This window comes from Kitasatospora sp. NPDC032121 (assembly GCF_055580145.1).
Window position 1 is genome coordinate 42,447 of the sequence record NZ_JBVILX010000016.1, and the last position, 24,216, is coordinate 66,662.

Genomic DNA, 24,216 nt, shown 5'->3' on the forward strand with positions numbered 1-24,216 from the left:
GCGGCGAGGGTGGGGCCATGACCACGGAAACGTCCACACCCGCGGCTGCCGCGGCGCCGGAGCACCCAGGTGACTACGTCCACGGCTACTCGCGGACCGAGGCGCGGCGCCTCGGCGACCAGGCCGACACCCTCGCCGAACTGCTGCACGCGGGCACGGCCTACCCGGCGGGCAGCCGGGTGCTGGAGGCGGGCTGCGGGGTGGGCGCGCAGACCGTGCACCTGCTGGCCGCCAGCCCGGGCGTACGGCTGACGGCGGCGGACCTCTCGGCGGACTCCCTGGCCCTGGCCCGCGCCCGGGTGGCCGCCCAGGCGCCCGCCGCGGACGTCGTCTGGCACCACGGCGACCTGCACCGGCTGCCGTTCCCGGACGGCTCCTTCGACCACGTCTTCCTGTGCTTCGTGCTGGAGCACCTGCCCGACCCGACGGCCGGGCTGGCGGCCCTGCACCGGGTGCTGCGGCCGGGCGGGACGATCACGGTGATCGAGGGCGACCACGGCTCGGCGCTGTTCCACCCGGAGAGCCCGGCGGCCCGCCGCACCGTCGACCACCTGGTGCGGCTGCAGGCCCGCGCGGGCGGCGACGGCCTGCTGGGCCGCCGCCTCCATCCGCTGCTGACGGCGGCCGGCTTCGCCCGGGTGTCGGTCCGCCCGCGCACGGTCTACGTCGACGACTCCCGTCCGGCCCTGGTGGAGGGCTTCACCCGGCGGACCTTCGTCGCGATGGTCGAGGCCGTACGGGCGGAGGCGCTGGCCGCCGGCCTGACCACCCCGGAGGACTTCGACCGGGGTGTCACGGAGCTGCGCCGCGCCGCCGAGCCGGGCGGGACGTTCCACTACGCCTTCTTCAAGGCGGTGGCGGTCAGGCCGTAGCCGCCCGGCACGGGCACCGGCCCCGGCGCGGGCCGCTCCGGGCTACTCCGGGCTGTCCCCGAGGTCCGCCAGCAGGGCGCGCATCGCCTCGACGAGCGCCGTCCGCTGCGCCTCGTCGAGGCCCGCCAGCATGCGGTACTCGGTGGCGAGGTGGTCGGGCAGCGCGCGGTCGATCAGGGCGTGGCCGTCGGCGGTGAGGGCCACCTCGCGGCTGCGGCCGTCCTGGTCGCTGCGGGTGCGGGTGACCAGACCGCGGGCCTCCAGCCGGTCCAGGCGCTGGGTGATGGCGCCCGAGGTGACCATCGCGGACTGCATCAGGCCGGTGGGGGTGAGGCGGTAGGGCGCTCCGCTGCGCTTGAGGGTGGCGAGGACGTCGAAGGAGGCGGCGTCCAGCCCGTGCTCGGCGAAGGTGCGGTTGAGCGCCGCGTCCACCAGCCGGTAGAGGCGTTTGAGTCGGCCGAACACCTCCATCGGGGAGACGTCCAGGTCGGGGCGCTCGGCGCCCCACTGCGCGACGACGCGGTCCACATGATCTGCCACGGGTTCAGGGTAGGCGATCCCGAAAGAATTCCTTAGCGGTGAGATAACTGTGAGCCACATCACTCCACCGGCGCATTGAGATGCCTTAGCGCTGAGATACATTGCCTTAGTGCTAAGAAATCGCCTCGCCCTCGTCCTGCTGACGGCCCTCGCCCCGGCGGTCTGGGGCACCACCTACCTGGTCACCACCGAACTCCTGCCGCCCGGCCGCCCGCTGCTGGCCGCCGTCATCCGCTGCCTGCCCGCCGGGATCCTCCTGATAGCCCTCACCCGCCGCCTGCCGCAGGGCAGTTGGTGGTGGCGCTCACTGATCCTCGGCGCCCTGAACATCGGGGTGTTCCAGGCGCTGCTCTTCATCGCCGCCTACCGCCTGCCCGGCGGCATCGCGGCCACCGTCGGCGCCGTCCAACCGCTGGTCACCGCCGGGCTCTCGGCCCTGCTCCTCGGCGACCGGCTCACCCCGCGCACCGTGCTGTCCGGCATCGCGGGCGTCGCGGGCGTCAGCCTGCTGGTGCTGCGGGCCAACGCCGCGCTGGACGCCATCGGCGTGCTCGCCGCGCTCGGCGGCGCCGTGGTGATGGCCGCCGGCATCGTCCTCGCCAAGCGGTGGGTCTCCCCCGCGCCGATGCTCGCCACCACCGGCTGGCAGCTCACCGCCGGCGGGCTGCTGCTGGTGCCGGTGACGCTGCTCGCCGAGGGCGCGCCGCCGTCCCACTACAGCCTCGCCAACGTGCTCGGCTACACCTACCTGTGCCTGATCGGCGCGGCCGTCACCTACGCGCTCTGGTTCCGCGGGCTCCGCGCGCTGCCGCCAACCTCAGTCTCCTTCCTCTCGCTGCTCAGCCCCGTCGTCGCCACCCTGCTCGGCTGGCTGGCGCTCGGCCAGGACCTCAGCCCGCTCCAGGCGCTCGGCGCGCTGGTCGTGCTCGGCGCGCTGATCGCCGCCCAGACCCAACGGCCGCGCACCGCGGCCAAGCCGGCGGCCGACACCGAGCCGGCCCTCGACACCGAGCCGGCGCCCGACACCGAGCCGGCGGCCGCCCCGCGGCCAGCCCGCGAGAACGCCTGACCCCGCCCCACCACCACCGTTCCCCACCACTCCAGGGAGTTCCCCCATGCGCATCACCGTGTTCGGCGCCACCGGCAACGTCGGCAGCCGGGTCGTGGCCGAGGCCCTGGCCCGCGGCCACCGGGTCACCGCCGTCGTACGGGACCCGGCGAAGCCCCACGGCCTGCCGTCCGCCGCCGCCCGGGCCGTCGGCGACGCCCGCGCCCCCGAGGACGTCGCCCGGATCGCGGCCGGGCAGGACGTGGTGATCACCGCCACCCGTCCGCTGCCCGGCAGCGAGCACGAACTGACCGTCGCCACCAGGGGCCTGCTGGCCGGGATCGCCGGCACCGGCGTGCGGCTGCTGGCCGTCGGCGGCGCGGGCAGCCTGCTCGTCCCGGGCGGCGGCGGGACCGCCCTGGTCGACAGCCCCGGATTCCCCGACGAGATCCGGCCGATCGCCCTGGCCTGCGGCGAGCAGCTCGACCTCTACCGCGCCGCCGACCCGGAGGTCGACTGGACGTACCTGAGCCCGGCCGCGGTGCTGGAGCCCGGTGTGCGCACCGGCCGGTTCCGGATCGGCCGCGACGAACTGCTGGTCGACGCCGCGGGCGACTCCGCGATCTCCATGGAGGACCTCGCCGTCGCGCTCCTCGACGAGGCCGAGCGGCCCGCCCACCGCCGCGCCCGCTTCACCGCCGCCTACTGAGCACCCTCGACCCGCCCCCCGCCCCGGCGGGGGTGTACCCAGCACCACCCCGAAGACGGCAGCGGGCGTGATGGATCATCAGGCCGGGCCCGGACAGGATCGTTCCCGTGACCAAGACCGCAACCCTCCAGACCGCTACCCGCCGGACCGCAACGCGCCAGACCTCGGCCCGGCAGACCGGCACCGCCGCACCCCGCGCCCGGCGCGCCCGCCGCACCACCCTCGCCCTCACCGTCGCCGCCGTCCTGGCCGGCCTGGCCTCACCCGCCACCGCGGGCGCAGCCACCGGCCGCGACCCGGGCGACGCCGACCGGGCACCCGCCCGCTACACCCACCAGACCCTCGACTGGAAGCCCTGCGCCGGGCAGCCCACGCTGGACTGCGCCACCATGGCCGCCCCGCGCGACTGGCACCACCCCGGCGCCGGGGCCGACCTGACCATCGCGGTCTCGCGGCACCGCGCCACCGACCCGGCCAAGCGCAAGGGCACCCTGCTGATGGCGGCCGGCGGCCCCGGCGGCACCGGCCTGGCGCGCCCCGCCCACCTGGCCGCCGGCGCCCCGGCGGTCGCCGCCGCGTACGACATCGTCGGCTTCGACCAGCGCGGCGTCGGCGAGAGCACCAGGGCGGTCTGCCAGACCCAGGAGGAGTTCCAGGAGTTCCTGGCCGGCGACTACCGCGACCAGTCCCCCGCGGCGATCGACCGGGTCATCGCCAACTCCAGGAAGCTGGCGGCCAGTTGTCAGGAGCGCAGCGGAGACCTCCTGCCCTACCTGACCACCGAGCAGACCGCCCACGACATCGACCTGTTCCGCGGTCTGCTCGGCGAGCGCAAGCTCAGCTACTACGGCCCGTCCTACGCCTCGATGATCGGCGCCTACTACGGGACGCTCTTCCCGCACCGGGTCGAGCGGATGGTGCTGGACAGCAACATCGGCTTCGACGGCACCTGGGAGACGTTCGAGCTGGGCCAGCCGATGAGCTTCCAGCGGCGCTTCGACGAGGACTTCACGCCCTGGCTCGCGGCCCGGGACGCCACCTACCACTGGGGCTCCACACCGGAGCAGGTGCGGGCGCACTGGGAGCAGCGGCGCGCGGCGCTGCACGACTCCCCCATCGTCGAGGGGGCGCTGACGATCGGCCCGAACCAGCTGGACAGCCTCGCCATGTCGGCGATCTACCGGGCGTCCGACTTCCCCGCCCTGGCCCGGCTGCTGGCCACCCTCGACACCTGGCAGGACGCCGACCCCGCCACCCGGGCGGCGGCCGCGAAGGCCTACAACAGCTACCTCAGCCCGGAGTTCGCGGCCGAGTACTTCGCGGTGACCTGCAACGACACCCCGTGGACCAGGGACCTGGGCACCTGGATCCGGCGCGGCGCGGAGAACACCGCCCGCTGGCCGCTGGCCGGCGCCCGGACACTCGCCTTCAGCGCGGTCTGCGCCGCCTGGCCGGTCGCCCCGGCGCCCGAGGTCAAGGTGACCGACGCCCATCTGCCGACCACGCTGATGCTCAACTCGGTGCACGATCCGGCGACTTACTACGAGGCTGCGCTCGGCGCCCACCGCGCGCTGCGCGGCTCCAGGCTGGTCACCGTCACCGGGAACGGCGACCACGGCCAGTACCCCACGTCCAACGCCTGCGTCAGCGGGGTGGTCGAGCGCTACCTCCTGGACGGCACCGCACCCGAGCGCGACCTCACCTGCCCGTCCCCGCAGGCCGGTTGAGCGGCCGATCAGTTCCCGGGCCGGGCCCTCAGCCTGGCCCGGAGCCAGGCGAAGCCGACGGCCAGCCCGGCGAACCCTCCGACGGCGAGCTTGATCCCGGCCTTGGCGACGATCCAGCCGATCCACGGGACGGTCCACCCCAGCCAGTGGAAGACGGCCAGCAGCACCGCGGCGCCGGACACCGCCGCGAGCACGGTGACCGCGACGGCGGCGGCCCGTGACAACTCCCGCGGGCCGTCGGCGCGTTCCCCCGCGGCCGCGTCGTCCTGACCGGTGGTCGGCCCGTTCACCATGTCGTTCGTACCCCCCTCAGTCATGGAGGTGATGATACGGCGTCAGCGGCAGGCGTGATGGGTGTCGCCGACGTACTCGCCGGTCTCGCCGTCGGGAAAGCTGACGGCCATGGTGACGCGGTACTCGTGGACGTCCTCCCGGTGCCCCGGTACCCGCGCCCACGCCATCGAGTGCACCTCGGCCTCGGGGGCCTGCCGACACCAGGCGGCGGCCTCCTCCAGGGCCCGGGCGGCCGACCGCCCGGTGCACACCACGGCGGTGTACGCGGCGACCGCGACGTCCGCGCCGGAGCGGCCGGTGCGCGACACCGCCCGGACGGCCGCGGCGGCCTGGGTCAGGTCACGGGCCAGGTCGTCGACCACCCGAGGGGGAGCCGGCAGGACCACCGCCCCCTCGGCGAGGGTCTCCGGCAGGTTCGCGCTCACGGTCTGGACCTCCATCCGCATCATCACGCGGCACAGCATGCCGGGCGGTGATTCCTGGCATGCCCACTTTCACCAGAACGTCACCCGTCCAGGGCCGAGTCCGGGCCGTTCCCTGGCGTCCCGGCGCCCGTCCTGGTAAGGCAGGCCGAGCCCGCTCCCCGACGTTCCGGCAGGTCAGCAGGGGGCGGCCACCGGCGGCTCCGGGGAGCCCGAAACACCGCGCACGCACCACCCCCGTGCTCCGAACCGCCGGTCCGGCGCCGGGTGGCGCCCGTCCCACCACAGTTGGTCCCCGGTCAACTTTCGGCCTCGCCGGGGGAGTTGCCGCCGGGCGGCGCCGACGAGGCGGCAGGTCGCGGACGTCCCGGAACGGGCCGCACCCCGACTGAAGTGCCGAATCAACCCCTCGGAGGGCTCCGGTCCATCTCCCGGTCACCCTGTCCCTGTCAGATCGTCGTGATACTAATCGTCCCGGCGGTGGGCCTCGTCCTCGACTGGACGGGCACGATGACGACAGCTCAACCGTTCCGGGAGGGTCCGGACGGCGACGGGGAGGGGCAGCGGATGACGGTGCGGATCGGCAAGGCCACGGGCGGGCGCAAGCTGCGGATCGGCAAGCGGGTCACGGGGACGGCTGCGGCCTTCGCCGCGCTGGCCGCGCTGACCGGCTCTCAGGTGACGGGCATCGGGCTCGCCCCGGTCGCGGTCGCCGACGCCGGCCCGGCGAACGACACCGCGAGCCAGGGCGCCGGCCGCCTGCTGCCCGGCGGCGGCCCCTCGACGGACGCTCCCGGCACCTTCGGCACCGGCGCGCCGGCCGACGGCGGCGGCACCGTCCAGCTCCCGCAGCCGCCCGGCGCGCTGCCCGGCCTACCCTCGGCCGGCCCGTTCGCGGCCACCGGAGCCTCCCTGCCCGCCACCGTCTTCGCCGCCTACCGCCAGGCCGAGGCCTCGCTGGCGCAGCGCTCGCCGGGCTGTCACCTGCCCTGGCAGCTGCTCGCCGCGATCGGCCAGGTGGAGTCCGGCCAGGCCAACGGCGGTCAGGTGGACGCCGCGGGCACGACCCTGACGCCGATCCTCGGCCCGGCGCTGGACGGCAACGGCTTCGCCGCGATAGCCGACACCGACGGTGGCCGCTACGACGGCGACGCCCGCTGGGACCGCGCCGTCGGGCCGATGCAGTTCATCCCGTCCACCTGGGCCTCCTGGGGCGTGGACGCCAACGGTGACGGCAAGGCCGACCCGAACAACGTCTTCGACGCCACCGAGACCGCCGGGCGCTACCTGTGCGCCGGCGGCCGCGACCTCGCCGACCCGGCGCAGCTCGACCGGGCGGTACTCAGCTACAACAACTCCGGCGAGTACCTGCGGACGGTCCGCAACTGGATGGCGCACTTCGGCAGCGGCACGGTGGCCACCGTCCCGAACCGGCCGGGGCCGCTGGTCCCGCCCACCGCTCCGCCCGCGCCGGGCCTCCCGACGCTCCCGGCCGACGGTTCGGGCCCGGGCGCCGGCGGCACGCCCACCACGGATCCGCAGCCGCCCGCTCCGGTCACGCCCACCCCGGACCAGTCGCCGAGCGCCCAGCCGACGCCGGGCCCGGGCACCACCACACCCACGCCCGGCGGGTCGACCTCGCCGTCCGCGACGCCGACGACCACCCCGGGCGGCGGCAGCTCCCCGACGGCGACCCCGACGGGCACACCGACCGGTACGCCCACGGGCACGCCGACCGGTACGCCCACCGCCTGCCCGGACCCGACGGCCACGCCCAGCGGCACGCCCACCCCGACGGGCTCCCCGTCCCCGACCGCCACGCCCACCGGCACCCCGACGGCGACGCCGCTGCCGGGCTGCCCCACCCCCACCCCCACCGCGACGGACACCCCGAGCGCGGCGCCCGGCACCACCCCCAGCGCCGCCTTCTCACCGTCGGCCGCCCCGACGAAGTGACCGGGCGGGGGCGCGGGTTCCTCCCGGGGAACCCGCGCCCCCTCGCTCACAGCCCCTGGGCCGCGCGGTGCTCGCGCCAGCGGCCCAGCATCCCGTGCAGCTCGTCGATCATGAACTCGAAGAACGCGGCGCTCTCCGCCAGCCGCTCCCCCGCCGCGGTGTCGGCGCCGACGGTGGCCTCGCCGTCGCGCAGCACCCGGATCCAGCGCAGCAGGTTCTCGTCGCGCCGGGTCAACGACTCGAACCAGACGTCGTCGAGCACCCGGTAGCGGTCCCGCCGGGAGCCGGGCTCGCGCTCCTTGGCGACCAGGCCGATCTGGATCAGGTAGCGCATCGCGCCGGAGACGGCGGCCGGGCTGATCCGCAGCCGTTCGGAGAGTTCGGCTGAGGTGAGCACCCCGCTCTCCTCCGCCATCAGGCAGGAGAAGACCCGGGAGGGCATCCGGCCCATGCCCGCGACGACCAGCTCCGCCGCGAAGCGCTCGACGAAGTCGGACACCGCCGTGTCCTCGTGCTCCTCCTCCGGCTTCCCCGGCCCCTTGGTTCCCTGTACCACCCCTGCGCCCCTTTCCGGTGATCACTCGTCCCCGATGTCGACCTTTAACGACTTCCCAGTATTCACGTTTTTCTGAAACTACGGTAGCTTCAGAAGTATGACCAAGGCCATCACCCTGTCCGGCCTGCGCAAGACCTTCGGCCGGACCACCGCGCTGGACGGCCTCGACCTGACCGTCGAGACCGGCGAGGTCCACGGCTTCCTCGGCCCCAACGGGTCCGGGAAGTCCACGACCATCCGCGTCCTGCTCGGACTGCTGCGCGCCGACGGCGGCAGCGCCCGGATGCTCGGCAGGGACCCGTGGCACGACGCCGTCGAACTGCACCGCCGCCTCGCCTACGTGCCCGGCGACGTCGAGCTCTGGCCCAACCTCACCGGCGGCGAGGCCATCGACCTGCTCTCCCGGCTGCGCGGCCGGCTCGACCGCCGCCGCCGCGACGAGCTGGTCGAGCGCTTCGACCTCGACCCGACCAAGAAGGGCCGCAGCTACTCCAAGGGCAACCGGCAGAAGGTCGCCATCGTCGCCGCGCTCGCCTCCGACGCCGAGCTGCTGCTGCTCGACGAGCCGACCTCCGGCCTGGACCCGCTGATGGAGGTGGTCTTCCAGGACGTCGTGCGCCAGGCCAAGCAGGAGGGCCGCACCGTCCTGCTCTCCAGCCACATCCTGGACGAGGTGGAGAAGCTGGGCGACCGGGTCAGCATCATCCGGCACGGCCGGGTCGTGCAGAGCGGCACCCTCGACGAACTGCGCCACCTCACCCGCACCACCGTCGAAGCCCGCACCCTGCGCCCGGTCGCCGGACTGGACGCGCTGACCGGCGTGCACGGCCTGCGCACCGAGGGCGACCTGGTCCGGTTCGCCGTGGACAGTAGCGAACTCGACGCCGCCGTAAGGCTCCTGAGCGCGGCCGGGCTGTGCGGCCTGGTCAGCCACCCGCCCACCCTGGAGGAGCTGATGCTGCGCCACTACGGCGACGAGCTGGCCGCCAACGGGCACCACACCGAGGCCCTGCGATGACCGCCACCACCACCGCCGGACCGGCCACCGGCCGCACCGCCGCACCCCGCCACCCAGCCGGCACCACCCTGGCCGGCACCGCCACGCTGCTCCGCTTCGCCCTGCGCCGCGACCGGTTCCGGCTGTCCGCCTGGGTCCTCGGCCTCTGGCTGGTCACCCTGGCCACCGCCGACAGCGTCCGCTCCGTCTACCCGACCGCCGCCGACCGCGCCGCCATCGCGCACGGCTCGGACAACCCGGCGCTGCTCGCCATGAGCGGCCCGGCCCACTACCTGGCCGACTACACCTGGGGCGCCATGCTCGGCCACCGGATGCTCGGCCTGCTGGCCGTCCTGGCCGGCCTTCTGAGCATCCTGACCGTCACCCGGCACAGCCGCGCCGAGGAGGAGAGCGGCCGCGCCGAACTGGTCCGCTCCGCCGCCGTCGGCCGGCACGCCCCGCTCGCCGCCGCCCTGGCCACCGCCGCCGCCGCCGACCTCGCGCTCGGCCTGCTGCTCGCGGCCGGCCTGCCCACTCTGGGCATACCCGGCCTCACCGCCGCCGGATCGGCGCTGTACGGCGCCGCGACCGCCCTCGCCGGGCTGCTGTTCGCCGCGGTGGCCGCCGTCACCGTCCAGCTCAGCGCGCACGCCCGGACCGCCTCCGGGCTGGCCCTCACCGTGCTCGGCGCCGCCTACGCGCTGCGCGCCGCCGGGGACGCCGGCTCGGGCGCGCTCTCCTGGGCCTCCCCGATCGGCTGGCTGCAGCGCAGCTACCCCTTCGTGGACGACCGCTGGTGGCCGCTGCTGCCCGCACTCGCCCTGACCGCCGCGACCACCACCGCCGGGTTCGCGCTCAGCAGCCGGCGGGACCACGGTGCCGGCCTGCGCGCCGCCCGCCCCGGCCCGGCCACCGGCAGCCCGGCCCTGGGCACCCCGCTCGGCCTCGCGCTGCGCCTGCACCGCGGCCTGCTCGGCGGCTTCGCGGCCGCCCTGCTGCTGGTCGGCGCGATGTACGGCTCGCTGCTCGGCGACGCCGACTCGATGCTCAAGGGCGTCGACCGGATCCGGGAGGCGCTGGACCGGCTCGGCGGGCACACCCTCGCCGACTCCTACGCCGCGCTGACCATGCTGGTCGTCGCGGTGGTCGCGGGCGTCCACGCGGTGCTGGCCACGCTGCGCCCGCGCGCCGAGGAGAACGCAGGACGGGCGGTGCCGGTGCTGGTCACCGGCGTCTCCCGGTCGGCCTGGCTGGGCGGGCACCTGGCGGCGGCCCTGCTGGGCTCCACCGCCGTGCTGCTCGCGGCGGGCGTGGGCTTCGGCCTGGCCGGGGCGCTGTCCAGCGGCGACGGGGGCGCGTTCCTGCGGCTGACCGGCGCGGCACTGGCCTTCGCGCCCGCCCAGTGGGTGACGGTGGGTTTCGCCGCCGCGGTCTACGGCTGGCTGCCCCGGGCCACGCCGCTGGCCTGGCTGGTGCCCGCGTACACGTTCGTGATCGGCTACCTGGGCCCGCTGCTCGACCTCCCCGAGGGCCTGGAACGGCTCTCCCCGTACGGGCAGGTGCCCCGGCTCCCGGCGGCCGCGATGGACTGGACGCCGCTCGCCGTGCTCACCCTGGTCGCGGCCGCCCTGATCGCCCTGGCCCTGGTCGGTTTCCGGCGCCGCGACATCGACTGACGCCCGGCGCCGGGCCCCGCCACGGGGCTCAGAGGTACTTGACCAGCTCCGGCATCAGGTCCTGGAAGGTCCGCCCGCCGGCCGGCTGGCCGATCGCGGTCATCTGCCAACCGGTCGCCGTGCGCTGCACCTTCGCCATGATCTGGGCGGTGTACGGGCCGCCGCCGGTGAGCGTGTAGCGCGCCAACTCGACGCCGGTGGTCTCGTCCACGAGTCGGCAGAAGGCCGCCTCGACCTCCTGGAAGGTCTGCCCGGTGAAGGAGTTCACGGTGAAGACGATCTGGTCGACCTCGGCGGCGACGGCGGTCAGGTCGACCGTGATCGACTCGTCGTCGGTCGCGTCGCCCGCGCCGCCGACCAGGTTGTCCCCGCTGTGCCGGACCGAGCCGTCGTTGCTGTTGAGGTGCTGGAAGAACACCACGTCCACCGGCCGTCCCTGGGCGAACAGCACCGCCGAGGCGTCCAGGTCGATCTCCCGGCCGGCGGCGAGCAGCTTGGCGAGGAAGCCCTTGCGCTCCGCCGCCTTCCAGCCCAGGCCCATCCGGACCAGGCTCAGTTGCCCACCGCCCGGCTTCTCCAGGCTGATCTTCTGCCCCTTGGCCAGCGAAACGCTCATCGCGTCCTCCTCGTTCTGCCACCGCCCGTGCCGCGAATCTACAGCACTGTAGAGAATTTATGATCATCGACGGTGTCCTGGGAGCACCCCTACCCCGTACTCCCCCGGGCCTCACCCCCGCCTCCCGCCGGAACCCCAGGACCCCAGGACCCCCGACGACGGTCCGCACACTGAGGGAACCGGCGGTCCGACGTCTGGCGTAGCCGTCGACCGTGACCGGACGGCCGGGGCGGCGCGCGGTCTAGGGTCGGCCCCGGGACGGCACGCCCGTCCCCACGCACCGATCGCAGTGCTCACGACCGTTCCCGGGCCGGGGCCGACCCGCGCCGGCCCGCTCACGCTGGGGGGACCACCATGCCCGAGCAGCACGAAGGAACCGAACGGCACGAAGGAACCGCACAGCACCCGGCGCCGGGACGCCCCGGAGGCTCCCGCCTCGGCCGCCGCCGGCTGCTCCGGGCCGGCCTCGGCGCGGGCGGCGCGCTGGCCACCGCCCGGCTGCTGCCCGGCGGCGCGGCCTGGGCCGCCGCGGCGCCGGACACCGACCACGGCACCGCGCAGTACGACGGCCTCTGGCCGCAGGCAGGGCGGGCCGGCCTGCGCACCGACACCGCCGCCGCACAGGTGTGGCCGGACTGGGCCCGCTACGCCCGCATCGCCGACGGCACCTTCAACGAGCCCGCCGACATGCAGGGCTACGTGGACGCCCTCAAGGCACAGGAGGTCAGCGTCATCGAGCTGGACACCCTGCTCTCCGACTGGCTCACCGACGCCCAGTTCGCCGCCCACATGGCCGAGGTGAAGATGTTCACCGACCTCGCCCACGCCGCCGGCCTCAAGGTCGTCATGTACTACCCGTCGCTGGAGCTGATCTCCCCCGGCGGGGAGAAGGGCCGCTCCTTCTACAAGAACGACCAGGGCAAGAACTGGGTCCAGCGCGACCTCGCCGGCAAGCCCAACGTGTTCTACGGCAGCGTGGTGGTCTGGGTCGACCCGGGCGACGAGAGCGTCTGGCTCAGCCCCAACTCCCCCTGGCGGGACTACTACCTCAACCGGATCAAGGGCGTGGCCGCGACCGGCGTGGACGGCATCTGGCCGGACGTCCCGATCTACTTCGACGGCGTGCTCTCCTGGTGCGACGCCTCCACCTGGGGCGCGGCCGCGTTCAAGGCCGACACCGGCCTCGACCTGCCCAAGGCGCAGAACTTCGCCGACCCGGTCTTCCGCCGCTACGTCGAGTGGCGCCACCGCAACCTGCTCCGGTTCCAGCTGGACATCGCCGACGCGGGCCGCTCGGTCAACCCCGACCTGGTCACCTTCGTCGAGACCGTGTCGATGGACTACCGCTACGCCACCTCGATCGGCCTGGACGGCGGCTACCTGCGCCAGGCCCCGGGCGCCGTCAGCCAGGTCTGGGAGGTGGACATCCTCGGCAACTACGACGGCATGCGGCACGCCACCGCCTCCGACTGGGTCTGCCTGATCTCCATGTACAAGTACGCCCGCGCCGCCAGCGGCACCAAGCCCGCCTGGGCGTTCTCCTACGGCTGGCAGGCCGACGACGCCTCGCTGGTGATGTCCCAGCTGATCGCGGCCGGGTGCAACCCGTACGAGGTGAAGACCCCGTTCAAGAACGACACCGTGGACGGCGCGATGCGCACCCGGATGTACCGCTTCGTGCGCACCAACCAGGCGAAGCTCTACGACCCGGTCTCGATCGCGCAGGTCGGCGTCTACCACTCGGCCCCGTCGCGGGACTACGTGGCCCCGGGCGAGGGCAACGGGATGTACGTCAACGCCACGGCCCCGGCCGGGATCGCCGACTGGTGGGGCGGCGACGACCCGCAGATGAGCTGCGCCTCGCTGCCCTGGCTCGGCGAGTTCCGGGGTACCGTCAAGGCGCTGGTCTACGCCCACGTCCCGTTCGACACGGTGCCCAGCCCCGGCCTGACCGCCGACGACCTGGCCCGGTTCAAGGTCCTGCTGCTGCCCAACCTCCAGGCCGTCTCGGACACCGAGGCGGCGCTGCTGCGCGGCTTCGTCTCGGCCGGCGGGACGATCGTCATCACCGGCCCGGCACCCACCGCGCTGGACGAACTGGGCGGTCAGCGCAGCGAGTTCGCGCTCTCCGACGTGCTCGGCCTGCGCAGGGCCGACCCGCTGCCCGCCACCAGGCACAACTCCTACGGCAGCGGCAGCTGCTGGTACGTCAAGGCGCTGCCCGGGCTGAGCTACCTGACCAGGACCGACCAGGCCTCGGCGGACCAACTGCTCACCGCGGTACGGCAGTCCGCCCCGCCGGCGGTCACCCTGGCCGGGGACCGCCGGATCTTCCTGGACGCCCGGCGGCTCGGCGCCGACACCGTCGTCCACCTGGTGAACTTCAGCAACTTCGCCGACGCCCCGGCGGCGTTCCGCAGCGCTCCCGCCAACTGCACGCTCTCCTACGCCCTCCCGGCCGGGGCGAGCGTCACCGCCGTCACGGTCGCCAGCCCGGACGGCACCGACCCGGCGCCCAAGGCCGTCCCGTACACCGTCACCGGCTCGACGGTCAGCGTGCCGCTGACCGTCGCCCAGTACTCGGTGGTGACGATCACCGCGGGCTAGCGGGCGCGGGGACGCGCCAGAGGGCGGCGGGGTTGGCCTCGCCGCCCGGAGCGGACTCGAAGGCGATCCACCGCCCGTCCGGGGACCAGCTGGGCGCGCCGTCGTAGGCGGTGTCGTCGTGGGTCACCCGGACGGGGGTCCCGCCCTCCGCGTCGACCACGAAGACCTGGGCGTTCGGCAGGTCCCCCAGGGTGGAGGAGAACACCAGGAAGCGGCCGTCCGGGGACCAGCTCGGGTCGGTGTGCTCGCCCGGGACGTCGGTGACCCGCCGCAGTCCGCCGCCGTCCGCGCCCACCGTCCACAGCGACCAGTCGTCGCGGCCCGCGCTCCGGCGCTGGAAGACGATCCGGTCGCCCTTCGGGGACCAGTTCGGCTGCCGGTTGTCGGTGCCGGTGCCCGGGCCGTCCACCAGCAGGACGGGCTCGCCGCCGCCTCGGCGGACCTTCCGGATCGAGTCCCGCCCGGCCGGGTCGCCCTGCCCGGCGGTGTGCTCCGGCTCCCGGCTCTGCTGGAAGACGATCCACTCGCCGTCCGGGGAGAAGCTCGGCTCGCTGTAGCCGCTGCCGTCGCTGTGCCTGGTCACCCGCTCGGGGGTACCGCCCGGCCTCATCAGCCAGACCTCGTCGTGCTCCGACTCCCGGTCGGTGGCGAAGGCGAAGGCGTCGGCGGCGGCGTTCCAGCTGGTGCCGGGGAGGTTGACGGCCGCCTTGTCGGGGTCCTCCACCACCTTGCGCGGCGCGCCGCCGTCCAGCGGGAGGATGCCGAGGGCGGCGTCGCCCTTGTTGTAGCCCCCGCTGAACTCGGTGAGCAGCACCGAGCGGCCGTCCGGGGCGAAGGCCGGGTTCTGCGCGCTGTGCCCGCCGCCGGGGCGGTAGAGCAACCGGGCGCCGTCGGCGCGGCGCTCGCCACCGGCCGACGGCGGGTCGGCCGGCGGCACACCGCCCGACGGGGCTTCGGCCGACGGCGCGTCGACCGGCGAGCTGCCGGCCGGCGACGCACCGGTTCCCGAGTCCGAGCCACCGCATCCGGCCAGCAGCAGGGCGGCGGCCACGGCGGCCGCCCCGAGCGCACGAGTCCTCATGCCCACAAGCTAGTTGACGTATCGTCAGTTGTCGTACGCCGCCAGGCGGATCAGGCGCCGCCGGCCGGCAGGGGCCGGCGGACCTCGCCGCGGGCCCCGCCGGCCGGGTGCGTCAGCCGGCGCTCCGCTCCAGCCGGACCAGCGCGTCCACCGCGACCCGGCCGCCATCGGCCGCCCCACCGCCCCCGTCGGTCTCGCCGTCCTTGTGGCCCGGCTCCCCGCCGACCACACGGTGCACCCGCTCGGCCCGGACGGTGCGCAGCCCGTGGCCGGCGAGGTCGGCCAGGACGTCCTCCGGGGTGAAGAGCACGGCCGGGTCCTGCGGCCCGCCGACGCCCTCGGTGAGGTTGCTGAGGTCGTGCCCGAGGACCAGCAGGGTGCCGCCGGGAGCGAGTGCGTCGGCGGCGCGGCGCAGGGCGGCCCGGCGGTCCGCGGCGGGGAGCTGCAGGTAGGCGACCAGGACGAGGTCGTATCCCGCGGCGGGGGCTTCCAGGGCGCGGGCGTCGCCGTGGCGCCAGGTGAGCCGGTCGGCGACCTCGTCGGGCAGGTCGGCGGTGAGGCGTTCGGCGCGTTCCAGGGCGACGGCGGAGAAGTCCAGTCCGGTGACCTCCCAGCCCTGGGTGGCCAGCCAGATGGCGTTGCGGCCCTCACCGGTGGCCAGGTCGAGGGCGTGGCCGGGGGTTCGGCCGGTCAGTTCGCGGACCACCCACTGGTTGGGCGCGGCGCCCCACACCAGTTCGCTCGCGGCGTAGCGGTCGTCCCAGTCCTGGCTGTCCATCGCGCCTCCTCCGTTCGACGGGCCTGCTCGTACCGGCCAACCTACCGGGCCGCCGCCGAACCGGCCGGAAGCGGTCCAGCGGGCGGACACCCTTGACGGCGAATATTGGTCCAGTCCAATCTGTTCAGTCGTGACGTGCACGGGTCGGCCGCCCGTCGTGTCCGCGCACCGCCCGTCAGCACGCGTCACCCTGCCCGCGCGCCCCCACCGCGCCCGGGCCGGCTCCCCCCGGCCCACCCGGGCCACCGCACCGCCGGAAACCCCCACACATCCGGAGGACCCACCGCATGCACGACCGTGTCCTGCCCGCACAGCCCGCTCACCCCGCCGGGGAGCGCGCCTGCCGCCGGGCCGCCCACCGCAGAAGGGCCACCGCACTGGCCCTGGCCGCCACCCTGACCACCAGCGGCGCCGCCATCGCCCTGACCTTCGGCTCCGCCTCGGCGGCCCCGGTCAACCTGCTCGCCAACGGCGACTTCGAGGCCGGCACCCTGGCCGGCTGGACCTGCTCCAACGGGTCGGTCGTCACCACCCCGGTGCACGGTGGGACCCACGCGCTCAGCGGCGCCGCCTCGGCCGGCGACACCGCGCAGTGCCAGCAGACCGTCACCGTCCAGCCGAACACCACGTACACCCTGGCCGGCTGGGTCCAGGGCAGCTACGTCTACCTGGGCGCCACCGGAACCGGCGTCAACTCCTCGGCCTGGACGCCCGGCGGGACCGGCTGGAACCAGCTGAGCACCACCTTCACCACCGGTGCCACCACGACCTCCGTGACGGTCTTCACCCACGGCTGGTACGGCACCGGCACGTACTACGCGGACGACCTCACGCTGACCGGCCCGGCCGGCCCCACCTCGACCGCCAGCCCGACGGCCACCGCGAGCCCCACCGCCACGGCCAGCCCAACCGCGACGGCCAGCCCCACCGCCACCGGAAGCCCGACGGGCACCCCCACGACCACCACCCCGACCCCGACGGCCACCGCGAGCGGCCCGGCCGGGGACGGCAAGGTCACCACGCCGACCGGCTTCGCGGCCACCAGGACGACGTCCAACGCGGTGGTGCTCACCTGGCAGCCGTCCACCCTCACCAGCGGTGACGGCGCGGTCGCGTACAAGGTGTGGTCCAACGGCCAGCTGGTCGCCACCTCGATGGGCACCTCCGTCACGGTCAGCTCGCTGCTGCCGGGCAGGAGCTACACCTTCAGCGTCCAGGGCTACTCCGGCAGCCACGCCTCCGCCCAGTCCGCGCCGGTGAGCACCACGACCGCGGCGGCCCCCGCCCAACAGCCGGTCCGATCGGCCTACTTCGACCAGTGGGGCGTCTACGAGAACGCGTACAACGCGAAGAACGTCGACACCAGCGGCGCGGCGGCCAAGCTGGACGTCATCCACTACGCGTTCGCCAACATCGACCCGACCAGGTTCACCTGCTTCCAGGCGGTGAAGGCCTCCGACTCGGCCAACGAGTCCAACCCGAACGCCGGTGACGGCGCGGGCGACGCCTACGCCGACTACCAGGCCGACTACGGCTCCGGCACCAGCGTGGACGGCACCGCCGACACCTGGGAGCAGCCGCTCAAGGGCAACTTCAACCAGCTGCGCCAGCTGAAGGCCAAGTACCCGAACCTGCGCTTCACCATCTCGATCGGCGGCTGGACGTACTCCAAGTACTTCTCCGACGCGGCGGCCACCGACTCCTCCCGCAAGGCCTTCGTCTCCTCGTGCGTCGACATGTTCCTCAAGGGGAACCTGCCGACCGGCGTGGCCGGTGACGCCTCCGGCGGCCAGGCCTCGGCAGCCGGCCTCTTCGACGGCATCGACCTCGACTGGGAGTACCCGGGCTCGGCCGGCGGCCACACCGGCAACCACTACTCCGCGGCCGACAAGCAGAACTTCACCCTGCTGCTCAAGGAGTTCCGCACCCAGCTGGACGCCCTCGGCACCGCCCAGGGCAAGCGGTACCTGCTGACCGCCGCGCTGCCCAGCGGCCAGGACAAGATCGCCCAGCTGGAGACCGACAAGATCGGCGCCTACCTGGACTACGCCGACGTGATGTCCTACGACATGCACGGCGCCTGGGACGCCACGGGCCCGACCAACCACCAGGACCCGCTGCACGACAGCCCGGCCGACCCGACCACGCCGATCACCCCGGGCACCCGCAAGTACAACGTGGACACCACGCTCGCCGCGTACACCACCGGCCTGCCCGAGTACGGCATCCCCGGCGGCTTCCCGGCGAACAAGATCGTGCTGGGCATCCCGTTCTACTGGCGCGGCTGGACCGGTGTCCCGGCCGGCTCCGGCTACGGCCTGTACCAGAGCGCGACCGGCCCGACGGCGAAGAAGCCGCTGAGCCAGGAGGCCGGCCTGGCCGCCTGGAAGGAGCTCAACCCGACCGCGGCCCAGACCCACTGGGACCCGGTCACCGAGAGCAGCTGGGTCTACGACGGCACCAACTTCTGGACCGGTGACACCCCGCAGGCCGTCCAGGCGCGCGGGGCGTACGCCAAGAGCAAGGGCCTGGGCGGGCTGTTCGCCTTCTCCCTGGAGAACGACGACGCCGCAGGCACGATGCTCAACTCGATGGACAGCAGCCTGCGCTGACGATCCGTCGGAACCGAGTGGTGGCCCGCACGGAACATCCGTGCGGGCCACCCGCGGCTCGTCCTGCCGCACCCGTCCCGCCCGGGAGCGGCCCGATCGACCTCAGCGCGTCCGGCCGCGGCCCGGCGGCACCGGGTCCGTCCCGCCCGCGCCCGGACGGCAGCGCAGCAACCGCCCGGCCGTCAGCCGGGCCCCGCGCACCGCACCGTGCCGGTGCAGCGCCTGCACCGCGTAGGTCGAGCAGGACGGCGTGTACGGGCAGCAGGCCGGGCGGCGGGGGCTGACCTCGGTGCGGTAGTAGCGCACCGCGCCGTACAGCACCCCGGCCGCGAACCCGCGCGGGGCGGGGGCGGACGGGTCGGCCGTCCGGTGCCCGCGCCACCCGGTGAGGGCGAAGCGGACGCCGGAGACCATCATCACCGGGATCAGGACGATCAGGCAGGGATCGGCGATCTCGCAGCAGCCGTCGAAGCAGCAGTCCGCGCCCTCGTCCCGGAGGTGCTTGCGCCGCCGGGCCTTGGCGTGGTCCTCCTTGCGGTAGCGCTCCCGGTAGTCCTCCCAGACCCGGCGCTGCTTCTTCCGCCGCCGCCGCTCCGAGGCGGGCAGCCACCACCAGGCGCGCTCCGGGTGGGCCGGTGGGTAGTGGGCGCCGAGATCCGGCGTCGGGTCGGACACTGCTGAGGACCCCCTCGCTCTCTCCGTCGGGGGCCGACCCACGACGATCCGGGCAAGATTATCCGAAGATCATCCGCCCGGATCCCGCCCCTCGGTGCCTCGGTGCCTCGACCCCGTGGCCCCCCGTACCCCGCGCTCAGCCGCCGAGGTTGAGCTCGGGGAAGAGGTCCTCGAACGGCTGGGTGGTCACCGAGACGCTCCGGGAGAAGGGATTGTCGAAGTCCCAGATCATGAACAGCAGGAAGGCGATCAGCACGCTGAAACAGAGCGCCAGCGTCAACTCCCTGGGCGTGCGCCGGATCTGCAGCGCGAACAGCATGCCGATGGTCACCACCGCCCCGCCGATCAGGCCGAACCACACCACCCCGGGCATCGTCGGCCCGGCGTTCTGGCCACGCGAGTTGCGGGCCTCGGAGGCCTGGCTGACCCGGTCCATGATCGGCTGGTAGCCCTGCGACTCCAGGTCGGAGGCGGGCGACCGGGTGGCGATGTCGTTCTGGAGCTTCTGGAGCAGCTGGTCACCCTTCTCGGTGATGCCACCGGTCTCCTGCATGTAGGACCACTCGGTGTTCACCACGTACGAGACGTAGGCGTCCACGTCGGCCCGGACCTGGTCACGGAACTCCGCAGGGTAGATCACCGCGCGGTCGCTCACCTCGCGCAGCGACTGCGCCTCGCGGAACAGGTCGTCCTGGGCGGCACCGCGCGCCTCCCAGACACCCGCGATGGCGAGACCGAGGACGATCGCGTAGACCACTCCGATCATCATCGTGATGTATTCGATGACGTCCGGGGTCTCGTCGGTGCTGTCCGCCGCGATCGGCCGACGCTGCCTGAGTACCACCACCGCCACCACGACGGCACAGGCCGACGCCAAGGCGATGACCACCGCCACCCACTCGGACATGGGAACTCCCTTCTCTGGCTTGGCTTGTGACGGAACGGGAAGGTCAATGGGGCGCCCCTGGCCGGGGAGCGTGGCCCGCCGTCGGCCGGCAACCGCCCGGCGGGCCGTCAGGAGGAGGTCAGGACGGGCCCGAGCGGCCGCGGCCACCGCCACGTCCAGGACGCAGGGCCACCGCCGCGAGCACCCCCGGGACCATGATCACCAGCAGCGTGGTGGTCATCGAGGTGCCCTGGTGCTGCTTGGCCATGGCCTTGGGCTGCGACCTGGGGACGTGGAACACCGGCTGCGCCGACGGGGTCGGCCACAGTGGGCTCGGACGCGCCGCGCTCGGCGAGGCCGCCGAGTCGGGGGCGGACGTGCCGGGTGCCGCGGGGCTCTGAGCCGCGGGCGCGGGGACCGCCGGAGCGGGGGCGGGCACGGTCGGCGCCGGGGCGGGCGGCGCGGGGGCCGGGGCGGGCGCGGGCGGTGATGCGGGAGCGGACGGCGCCGGGGATGCCGGGGGCGTGGGTGACGCGGGCGACGGGCTGGGGGCCGGTGTCGGACTGGGCGACGGCGTGGGGGTGGGAGTCGGCGTCGGGGTCGGCGTAGCAGTGGGGGTGAACGTCGGCGTAGGCGTCGGTGTGGGAGTCGGGCTCGGGCTTGGACAGGGGTGCGGGTGGTGGTGGTGATGGTGCCAGTGATGCCAGTGGAGCCAGTGGTGGTCACCGTGCTCGTCGCCCTCGTGGTCGTCACCGTCGTGACCCGGCCCGACCTGCCCGGATCCGCCCTGTTCCTCGGCCGGCCACCCGGTCTCGCTCGGCAGCCCCGCCGGGCGCGAGGGCGAGGAGAAGGGCGGCAAGGAGAAGGACGGTGAGGGGAAGGACGGCGACGGGAGATGCGGCACCGAGAACGACGACGTCGGAAAGTGCGGCCTGGTGGGCTTCGTCGAGGGCCTGGGCGAGTGGCAGGGGTGGTGCCCGTGCGGGGGCCAGTGCCCGTGGTGCCCAGGGCCGAGGCCCGGCGCGACGCTGACCCCGACCTGGACGTCCACATCCACGTCCACGTCCACGCCGATGCTCACCTGACCGTCCGGCCCCACCGACGTCGACACGTCGGTCTTCTCGCACACGCAGACGTCCACCACCGGGCCGTGCGGGTACCCGCCGGGGTGGCCGGCGCCGGACGCGGTCGCACCGCCGACCAGCGCGCAGACCGCGACCACGCCGGCGGACGCGCCGAGCAGCCGTACCCGTCGCCCGCGGGCCGCGCCCCCACCGCCACCGGGCGATATCCGGCGGATCTGCCGACGCACGGGCATGGGCTCCACACACCTCTCGGATCGTCCGGGGAGGACGGAACGGCCGCGGGCCGACCGGCCCCGGGGGAACGGGTTGGACGGGCAGAACTGACGAAGAGACCGGACTCGGCCGCGTTCCCGACAGGAACTCCATCGGGTACGACCAGAAGTGATCAGACCCGGTCAGGCGGACGGCCCGCCTTCGGGGGCGGGCCGTCCGTCATCAGGTCAAACGATCTTCGAGTCGGCCGGTTACGGCCCCGTGCTCGCCGTTCTCCGCGCTCAGCTGGGACGGTTCGCGATCTCCACGTTCTCCAGCACGCCGACCGCGTCCGGCACCAGGATGGCGGCCGAGTAGTAGGCGCTGACCAGGTACGAGATGATCGCCTTCTCGTCGATGCCCATGAAGCGGACCGACAGCGACGGCTGGTACTCGTCCGGGATACCGGTCTGGTGCAGGCCGATGACGCCCTGGTTGTCCTCACCGGTACGGATCACGAGGATCGAGCTCGTGTTCTCCTTGGTGACCGGGATCTTGTTGCACGGCAGGATCGGCACCCCGCGCCAGGCCGGCACCTGCTGTCCGCCGAGGTCGACGTGGGTGGGGTACAGCCCGCGGGCGTTGAACTCCCGGCCGATCGCGGCGATGGTCCGCGGGTGGGCCAGCAGGTAGTCGGGGTCGCGGCGGCGGTTGAGCAGCTCGTCCAGGTCGTCCGGGGTGGGCGGGCCGGAGTGGGTCTGGATGCGCTGGTCGAAGTCGGCGTTGTTGAGCAGGCCGAACTCCGGGTTGTTGACGAGCTCGTGCTCCTGGCGCTCGCGTAGGGCCTCGATCGTCAGCCGCAGCTGGTGCTCGGTCTGGTTCATCGGCTGGTTGTACAGGTCCGCGACGCGGGTGTGGACCTTGAGGACGGTCTGCGCGACGCTCAGCTCGTACTCACGGGGCTTGAGCTCGTAGTCCACGAAGGCGCCGGGCAGCTCGAACTCACCGTGGTGGCCGGCCGACATGGCGATCTCGGCCTCGCCGCGCTCGTTCTGCGCCTGGAGCGGCAGGGCCAGGAAGCCCTGGAGGTGCTCCTGGAGGCTGGGGGCGTTGTCCCGGATGGCGGCGAAGTCCGCCCGGGTCAGCGTCAGGGCGACACCGGCGGTGGCGGTCTTGGCGGTGAACTCCCAGACGGCGTCGGGGTTCAGCAGCGCGTCGTCGCCGAAGCGGTCGCCGTCGCCGGCCACGCCGACCACGGTGTCGTCACCGTACTTGCCGGTGCCGATCTTGTTGACCTTGCCGTGCGCGATCAGGAAGATCTTGTCGGCGGCCTCGCCCTGGGTGGTGAGCACCTCGCCGGGGCCGAAGTCCCGCTGCTGACAACGGTCGGCCAGGGCGGTGAGGACGTCCTCGTCCTCGAATCCGCGCAGCAGCGCCAGCTCGCCCAGCTCGGCCGGAATCACCCGGACCTGGGAGCCCGTCTTGATGAACTCCACCACGCCGTTGCCCACGGCGTACGTCAGCCGACGGTTGACGCGGTAGGCGCCACCGGCGGCCTGGACCCAGGGAAGCACCTTGAGCAGCCAGCGGGAGGTGATCTCCTGCATCTGCGGTGCGGACTTGGTCGTGGTGGCAAGGTTCCGGGCAGCGGCCGTCGCAAGGCTCTGCTGCTTGGCCTGCACTGCCTCCGGGCTCGTGTCCACGGTCATCGGCAGGGCTCTCCATTCCTGTGATCGGGTCACGCGTCCAGGGGCGTACGGGCCCGTCCTGGCGCATGGCATGGCGAATCATCAGATCCGCTTATTGGTGGGGGCGTTGGCGATTTCGCGAGGTGTGGCCACCGTCTCCCGGCGACTCATCGGGAACCCTAGATCACCAGAGCCCGGCCGGGACCTCACGAAGGCCGACTACCCCCCGATAGGGTGAATCTCGGCCGGTCCGCCCCCAAGGCCCCACAAACTCCGGGAACATCCGTTCGCCCCAGCGGTCCCCGTGCTGCCAACAGCTTTCCCCCCGGCCGGAACCGTGCCGGACGACCCGGAGGCCGTCGCCCGGCGTCAACCCGGCACGCCGTTCCGGCCGCGGAACCCGCGCGGCGCGGCAACGGCCGCGGACGGGCGAGCGGGCCGCCGCGGAAAAGCGAACGACCCGCCAGGGCCGGCACGGGGGAAACCGGCACCTGACGGGTTGACGGGGGTGCGCAGTGGGGTCCGCACCGGGAATCCCACGCGGCGAGGCCGGTCCGGCGACGTCGGTCCGGCGACGCCCGCGGCTGCGGCGGAGGTCAGGCGCAGGCGACCTGGGTGCCGGGGACGTTGACGATGCCCGAGTTGTTGGACTCGCCGCCGTTGTACTCGTAGTACAGGTAGGAGTAGAAGTCGATCCGGGTGGCGGGACCGCAGGCCGAGTCGGGGGCGACGGTGTACGTCACCGTGAAGGCGCTGCTGGCGCCGGGGGCGAGCGGCACGTTGTAACGGGCTATGCCGCCGTGGACGTTGTCACTGCACCCGTTGGTCTGGGTGCCGCAGGCGGTCGCGCTGAACTTGAGACCGGTCTCCAGGCTGGTGGCGTAGGTCTCCTGGACGCTCTGGTAGACGAACTGGATCGGGGTGTCGTACGGGTTGGTCAGCGTCAGGGTGAGCGTGAACTCGCCGCCGCGTACGGTCGTCTGCTTGTCGGAGACGGCCGTGAGCGGCAGCCGGCTGTCGGCCCGGGCGGCGGGGGCGGCGGAGAGGAGCAGTCCGACGACGAGGGCCGGACATGCAGCGAGCGCGGCGCGACTCAGGTGTGTTCTGCGCATGACCAAGGAGCGTAGGCGCCGATTCCGCCAGGGTTGCGCTCCTCTGCCCCGGTCCGTATCGACGCAGGAGCGGCGAGCGGACACCGC

The 24,216-nt window shown here is 73.9% G+C and carries 22 protein-coding genes; 10 read left to right on the forward strand and 12 right to left on the reverse strand.

What is annotated here, in order from left to right:
* Positions 1-17 precede the first annotated feature (17 nt).
* A complete protein-coding gene (locus ACZ5OX_RS30275) occupies positions 18-872 on the forward strand; it encodes a methyltransferase domain-containing protein (RefSeq protein WP_465634417.1) in 855 nt (284 codons plus the stop codon).
* A gap of 42 nt (positions 873-914) precedes the next feature.
* Here ACZ5OX_RS30275 and ACZ5OX_RS30280 read toward each other — a convergent pair whose 3' ends face one another.
* Entirely contained in the window at positions 915-1,412 is a 498-nt protein-coding gene (locus ACZ5OX_RS30280) for a MarR family winged helix-turn-helix transcriptional regulator (RefSeq protein WP_465634418.1), read from the reverse strand.
* Between the two features lie 109 nt (positions 1,413-1,521).
* On the opposite strand from ACZ5OX_RS30280, the gene ACZ5OX_RS30285 reads away from it, so the two are divergent.
* The 3 genes from ACZ5OX_RS30285 (at position 1,522) to ACZ5OX_RS30295 (ending at position 4,896) form a co-directional block, all read left to right on the forward strand.
* On the forward strand, positions 1,522-2,481 hold the full coding sequence (locus ACZ5OX_RS30285; RefSeq protein WP_465634419.1) for an EamA family transporter: 960 nt from the start codon (positions 1,522-1,524) through the stop codon (positions 2,479-2,481).
* A gap of 46 nt (positions 2,482-2,527) precedes the next feature.
* Positions 2,528-3,169, forward strand: a complete 642-nt coding sequence (locus ACZ5OX_RS30290) for an NAD(P)-dependent oxidoreductase (RefSeq protein ID WP_465634421.1) — start codon at positions 2,528-2,530, stop codon at positions 3,167-3,169.
* 107 nt (positions 3,170-3,276) lie between these two features.
* Positions 3,277-4,896, forward strand: a complete 1,620-nt coding sequence (locus ACZ5OX_RS30295; protein ID WP_465634422.1) for an alpha/beta hydrolase — start codon at positions 3,277-3,279, stop codon at positions 4,894-4,896.
* An 8-nt stretch (positions 4,897-4,904) separates the two neighbouring features.
* On the opposite strand, the gene ACZ5OX_RS30300 is transcribed toward ACZ5OX_RS30295, so the two are convergent.
* Both ACZ5OX_RS30300 and ACZ5OX_RS30305 read right to left on the reverse strand, forming a co-directional pair.
* Entirely contained in the window at positions 4,905-5,213 is a 309-nt protein-coding gene (locus tag ACZ5OX_RS30300; protein WP_465634423.1) for a hypothetical protein, read from the reverse strand.
* 18 nt (positions 5,214-5,231) lie between these two features.
* Entirely contained in the window at positions 5,232-5,642 is a 411-nt protein-coding gene (locus ACZ5OX_RS30305; protein WP_465634425.1) for a hypothetical protein, read from the reverse strand.
* Between the two features lie 537 nt (positions 5,643-6,179).
* Here ACZ5OX_RS30305 and ACZ5OX_RS30310 point away from each other — a divergent pair.
* A complete protein-coding gene (locus ACZ5OX_RS30310; protein ID WP_465634572.1) occupies positions 6,180-7,568 on the forward strand; it encodes a lytic transglycosylase domain-containing protein in 1,389 nt (462 codons plus the stop codon).
* 46 nt (positions 7,569-7,614) lie between these two features.
* Here the strand turns inward: ACZ5OX_RS30310 and ACZ5OX_RS30315 are convergent, their stop codons facing one another.
* Positions 7,615-8,124, reverse strand: a complete 510-nt coding sequence (locus tag ACZ5OX_RS30315; protein ID WP_465634426.1) for a GbsR/MarR family transcriptional regulator — start codon at positions 8,122-8,124, stop codon at positions 7,615-7,617.
* A gap of 97 nt (positions 8,125-8,221) precedes the next feature.
* Here ACZ5OX_RS30315 and ACZ5OX_RS30320 point away from each other — a divergent pair, with 97 nt between their 5' ends.
* Positions 8,222-9,142 (forward strand): ABC transporter ATP-binding protein, encoded by a 921-nt coding sequence (locus ACZ5OX_RS30320; RefSeq protein ID WP_465634427.1) that lies wholly within the window; start codon positions 8,222-8,224, stop codon positions 9,140-9,142.
* Entirely contained in the window at positions 9,139-10,797 is a 1,659-nt protein-coding gene (locus ACZ5OX_RS30325) for an ABC transporter permease (RefSeq protein WP_465634429.1), read from the forward strand. The genes ACZ5OX_RS30320 and ACZ5OX_RS30325 overlap by 4 nt, the downstream gene beginning before the upstream one ends.
* Before the next feature lie 28 nt (positions 10,798-10,825).
* On the opposite strand, the gene ACZ5OX_RS30330 is transcribed toward ACZ5OX_RS30325, so the two are convergent.
* Positions 10,826-11,413: a TerD family protein gene (locus ACZ5OX_RS30330; RefSeq protein ID WP_449793311.1), complete on the reverse strand. Its 588-nt coding sequence runs from the start codon at positions 11,411-11,413 to the stop codon at positions 10,826-10,828.
* 354 nt (positions 11,414-11,767) lie between these two features.
* Between ACZ5OX_RS30330 and ACZ5OX_RS30335 the strand changes: the two genes are divergently transcribed.
* On the forward strand, positions 11,768-14,020 hold the full coding sequence (locus ACZ5OX_RS30335; protein WP_465634430.1) for a hypothetical protein: 2,253 nt from the start codon (positions 11,768-11,770) through the stop codon (positions 14,018-14,020).
* Here ACZ5OX_RS30335 and ACZ5OX_RS30340 read toward each other — a convergent pair.
* Both ACZ5OX_RS30340 and ACZ5OX_RS30345 read right to left on the reverse strand, forming a co-directional pair.
* Positions 14,007-15,101, reverse strand: coding sequence for a TolB family protein (locus ACZ5OX_RS30340; protein ID WP_465634431.1), 1,095 nt, complete (start codon positions 15,099-15,101; stop codon positions 14,007-14,009). The genes ACZ5OX_RS30335 and ACZ5OX_RS30340 overlap by 14 nt on opposite strands.
* 112 nt (positions 15,102-15,213) lie before the next feature.
* Entirely contained in the window at positions 15,214-15,879 is a 666-nt protein-coding gene (locus ACZ5OX_RS30345) for a class I SAM-dependent methyltransferase (RefSeq protein WP_465634433.1), read from the reverse strand.
* A gap of 287 nt (positions 15,880-16,166) precedes the next feature.
* On the opposite strand from ACZ5OX_RS30345, the gene ACZ5OX_RS30350 reads away from it, so the two are divergent.
* Positions 16,167-18,491: a glycosyl hydrolase family 18 protein gene (locus ACZ5OX_RS30350; RefSeq protein WP_465634435.1), complete on the forward strand. Its 2,325-nt coding sequence runs from the start codon at positions 16,167-16,169 to the stop codon at positions 18,489-18,491.
* A 102-nt stretch (positions 18,492-18,593) separates the two neighbouring features.
* Here ACZ5OX_RS30350 and yidD read toward each other — a convergent pair whose 3' ends face one another.
* The 3 genes from yidD to ACZ5OX_RS30365 form a co-directional block, all read right to left on the reverse strand.
* Positions 18,594-19,166 (reverse strand): membrane protein insertion efficiency factor YidD, encoded by a 573-nt coding sequence (gene yidD, locus ACZ5OX_RS30355; protein WP_465634436.1) that lies wholly within the window; start codon positions 19,164-19,166, stop codon positions 18,594-18,596.
* Positions 19,167-19,302: 136 nt separating this feature from the next.
* On the reverse strand, positions 19,303-20,073 hold the full coding sequence (locus ACZ5OX_RS30360; RefSeq protein ID WP_449793317.1) for a bestrophin-like domain: 771 nt from the start codon (positions 20,071-20,073) through the stop codon (positions 19,303-19,305).
* A 118-nt stretch (positions 20,074-20,191) separates the two neighbouring features.
* Positions 20,192-20,320 carry a hypothetical protein gene (locus ACZ5OX_RS30365; protein ID WP_465634437.1) on the reverse strand — a complete coding sequence of 43 codons (129 nt, stop codon included), beginning with the start codon at positions 20,318-20,320 and terminating at the stop codon, positions 20,192-20,194.
* On the opposite strand from ACZ5OX_RS30365, the gene ACZ5OX_RS30370 reads away from it, so the two are divergent.
* The gene (locus ACZ5OX_RS30370) at positions 20,313-20,453 is read left to right on the forward strand and encodes a hypothetical protein (protein WP_465634438.1); all 141 of its coding nucleotides are present in this window, start codon (positions 20,313-20,315) and stop codon (positions 20,451-20,453) included. The two genes, ACZ5OX_RS30365 and ACZ5OX_RS30370, sit on opposite strands and share 8 nt — an antisense overlap.
* A gap of 1,178 nt (positions 20,454-21,631) precedes the next feature.
* On the opposite strand, the gene ACZ5OX_RS30375 is transcribed toward ACZ5OX_RS30370, so the two are convergent.
* Together ACZ5OX_RS30375 and ACZ5OX_RS30380 are read right to left on the reverse strand one after the other, a co-directional pair.
* Complete coding sequence (locus tag ACZ5OX_RS30375) at positions 21,632-23,038, reverse strand: family 2B encapsulin nanocompartment shell protein (RefSeq protein ID WP_465634439.1); 1,407 nt, start codon at positions 23,036-23,038, stop codon at positions 21,632-21,634.
* A 575-nt stretch (positions 23,039-23,613) separates the two neighbouring features.
* The gene (locus ACZ5OX_RS30380; protein ID WP_465634441.1) at positions 23,614-24,129 is read right to left on the reverse strand and encodes a hypothetical protein; all 516 of its coding nucleotides are present in this window, start codon (positions 24,127-24,129) and stop codon (positions 23,614-23,616) included.
* Between the last annotated feature and the right edge of the window lie 87 nt (positions 24,130-24,216).

Coding starts and splice junctions, on each gene's coding strand:
- ACZ5OX_RS30290 (WP_465634421.1), top strand. CDS start 2,528: ATGCGCATCACCGTGTTCGGCGCCACCGGCAACGTCGGCAGCCGGGTC.
- ACZ5OX_RS30350 (WP_465634435.1), top strand. CDS start 16,167: ATGCACGACCGTGTCCTGCCCGCACAGCCCGCTCACCCCGCCGGGGAG.
- ACZ5OX_RS30380 (WP_465634441.1), bottom strand. CDS start 24,129: ATGCGCAGAACACACCTGAGTCGCGCCGCGCTCGCTGCATGTCCGGCC.
- ACZ5OX_RS30345 (WP_465634433.1), bottom strand. CDS start 15,879: ATGGACAGCCAGGACTGGGACGACCGCTACGCCGCGAGCGAACTGGTG.
- ACZ5OX_RS30335 (WP_465634430.1), top strand. CDS start 11,768: ATGCCCGAGCAGCACGAAGGAACCGAACGGCACGAAGGAACCGCACAG.
- ACZ5OX_RS30375 (WP_465634439.1), bottom strand. CDS start 23,038: ATGACCGTGGACACGAGCCCGGAGGCAGTGCAGGCCAAGCAGCAGAGC.
- ACZ5OX_RS30360 (WP_449793317.1), bottom strand. CDS start 20,073: ATGTCCGAGTGGGTGGCGGTGGTCATCGCCTTGGCGTCGGCCTGTGCC.
- ACZ5OX_RS30325 (WP_465634429.1), top strand. CDS start 9,139: ATGACCGCCACCACCACCGCCGGACCGGCCACCGGCCGCACCGCCGCA.
- ACZ5OX_RS30365 (WP_465634437.1), bottom strand. CDS start 20,320: ATGGCCAAGCAGCACCAGGGCACCTCGATGACCACCACGCTGCTGGTG.
- ACZ5OX_RS30330 (WP_449793311.1), bottom strand. CDS start 11,413: ATGAGCGTTTCGCTGGCCAAGGGGCAGAAGATCAGCCTGGAGAAGCCG.
- ACZ5OX_RS30300 (WP_465634423.1), bottom strand. CDS start 5,213: ATGACTGAGGGGGGTACGAACGACATGGTGAACGGGCCGACCACCGGT.
- ACZ5OX_RS30340 (WP_465634431.1), bottom strand. CDS start 15,101: ATGAGGACTCGTGCGCTCGGGGCGGCCGCCGTGGCCGCCGCCCTGCTG.
- ACZ5OX_RS30275 (WP_465634417.1), top strand. CDS start 18: ATGACCACGGAAACGTCCACACCCGCGGCTGCCGCGGCGCCGGAGCAC.
- ACZ5OX_RS30310 (WP_465634572.1), top strand. CDS start 6,180: ATGACGGTGCGGATCGGCAAGGCCACGGGCGGGCGCAAGCTGCGGATC.
- ACZ5OX_RS30320 (WP_465634427.1), top strand. CDS start 8,222: ATGACCAAGGCCATCACCCTGTCCGGCCTGCGCAAGACCTTCGGCCGG.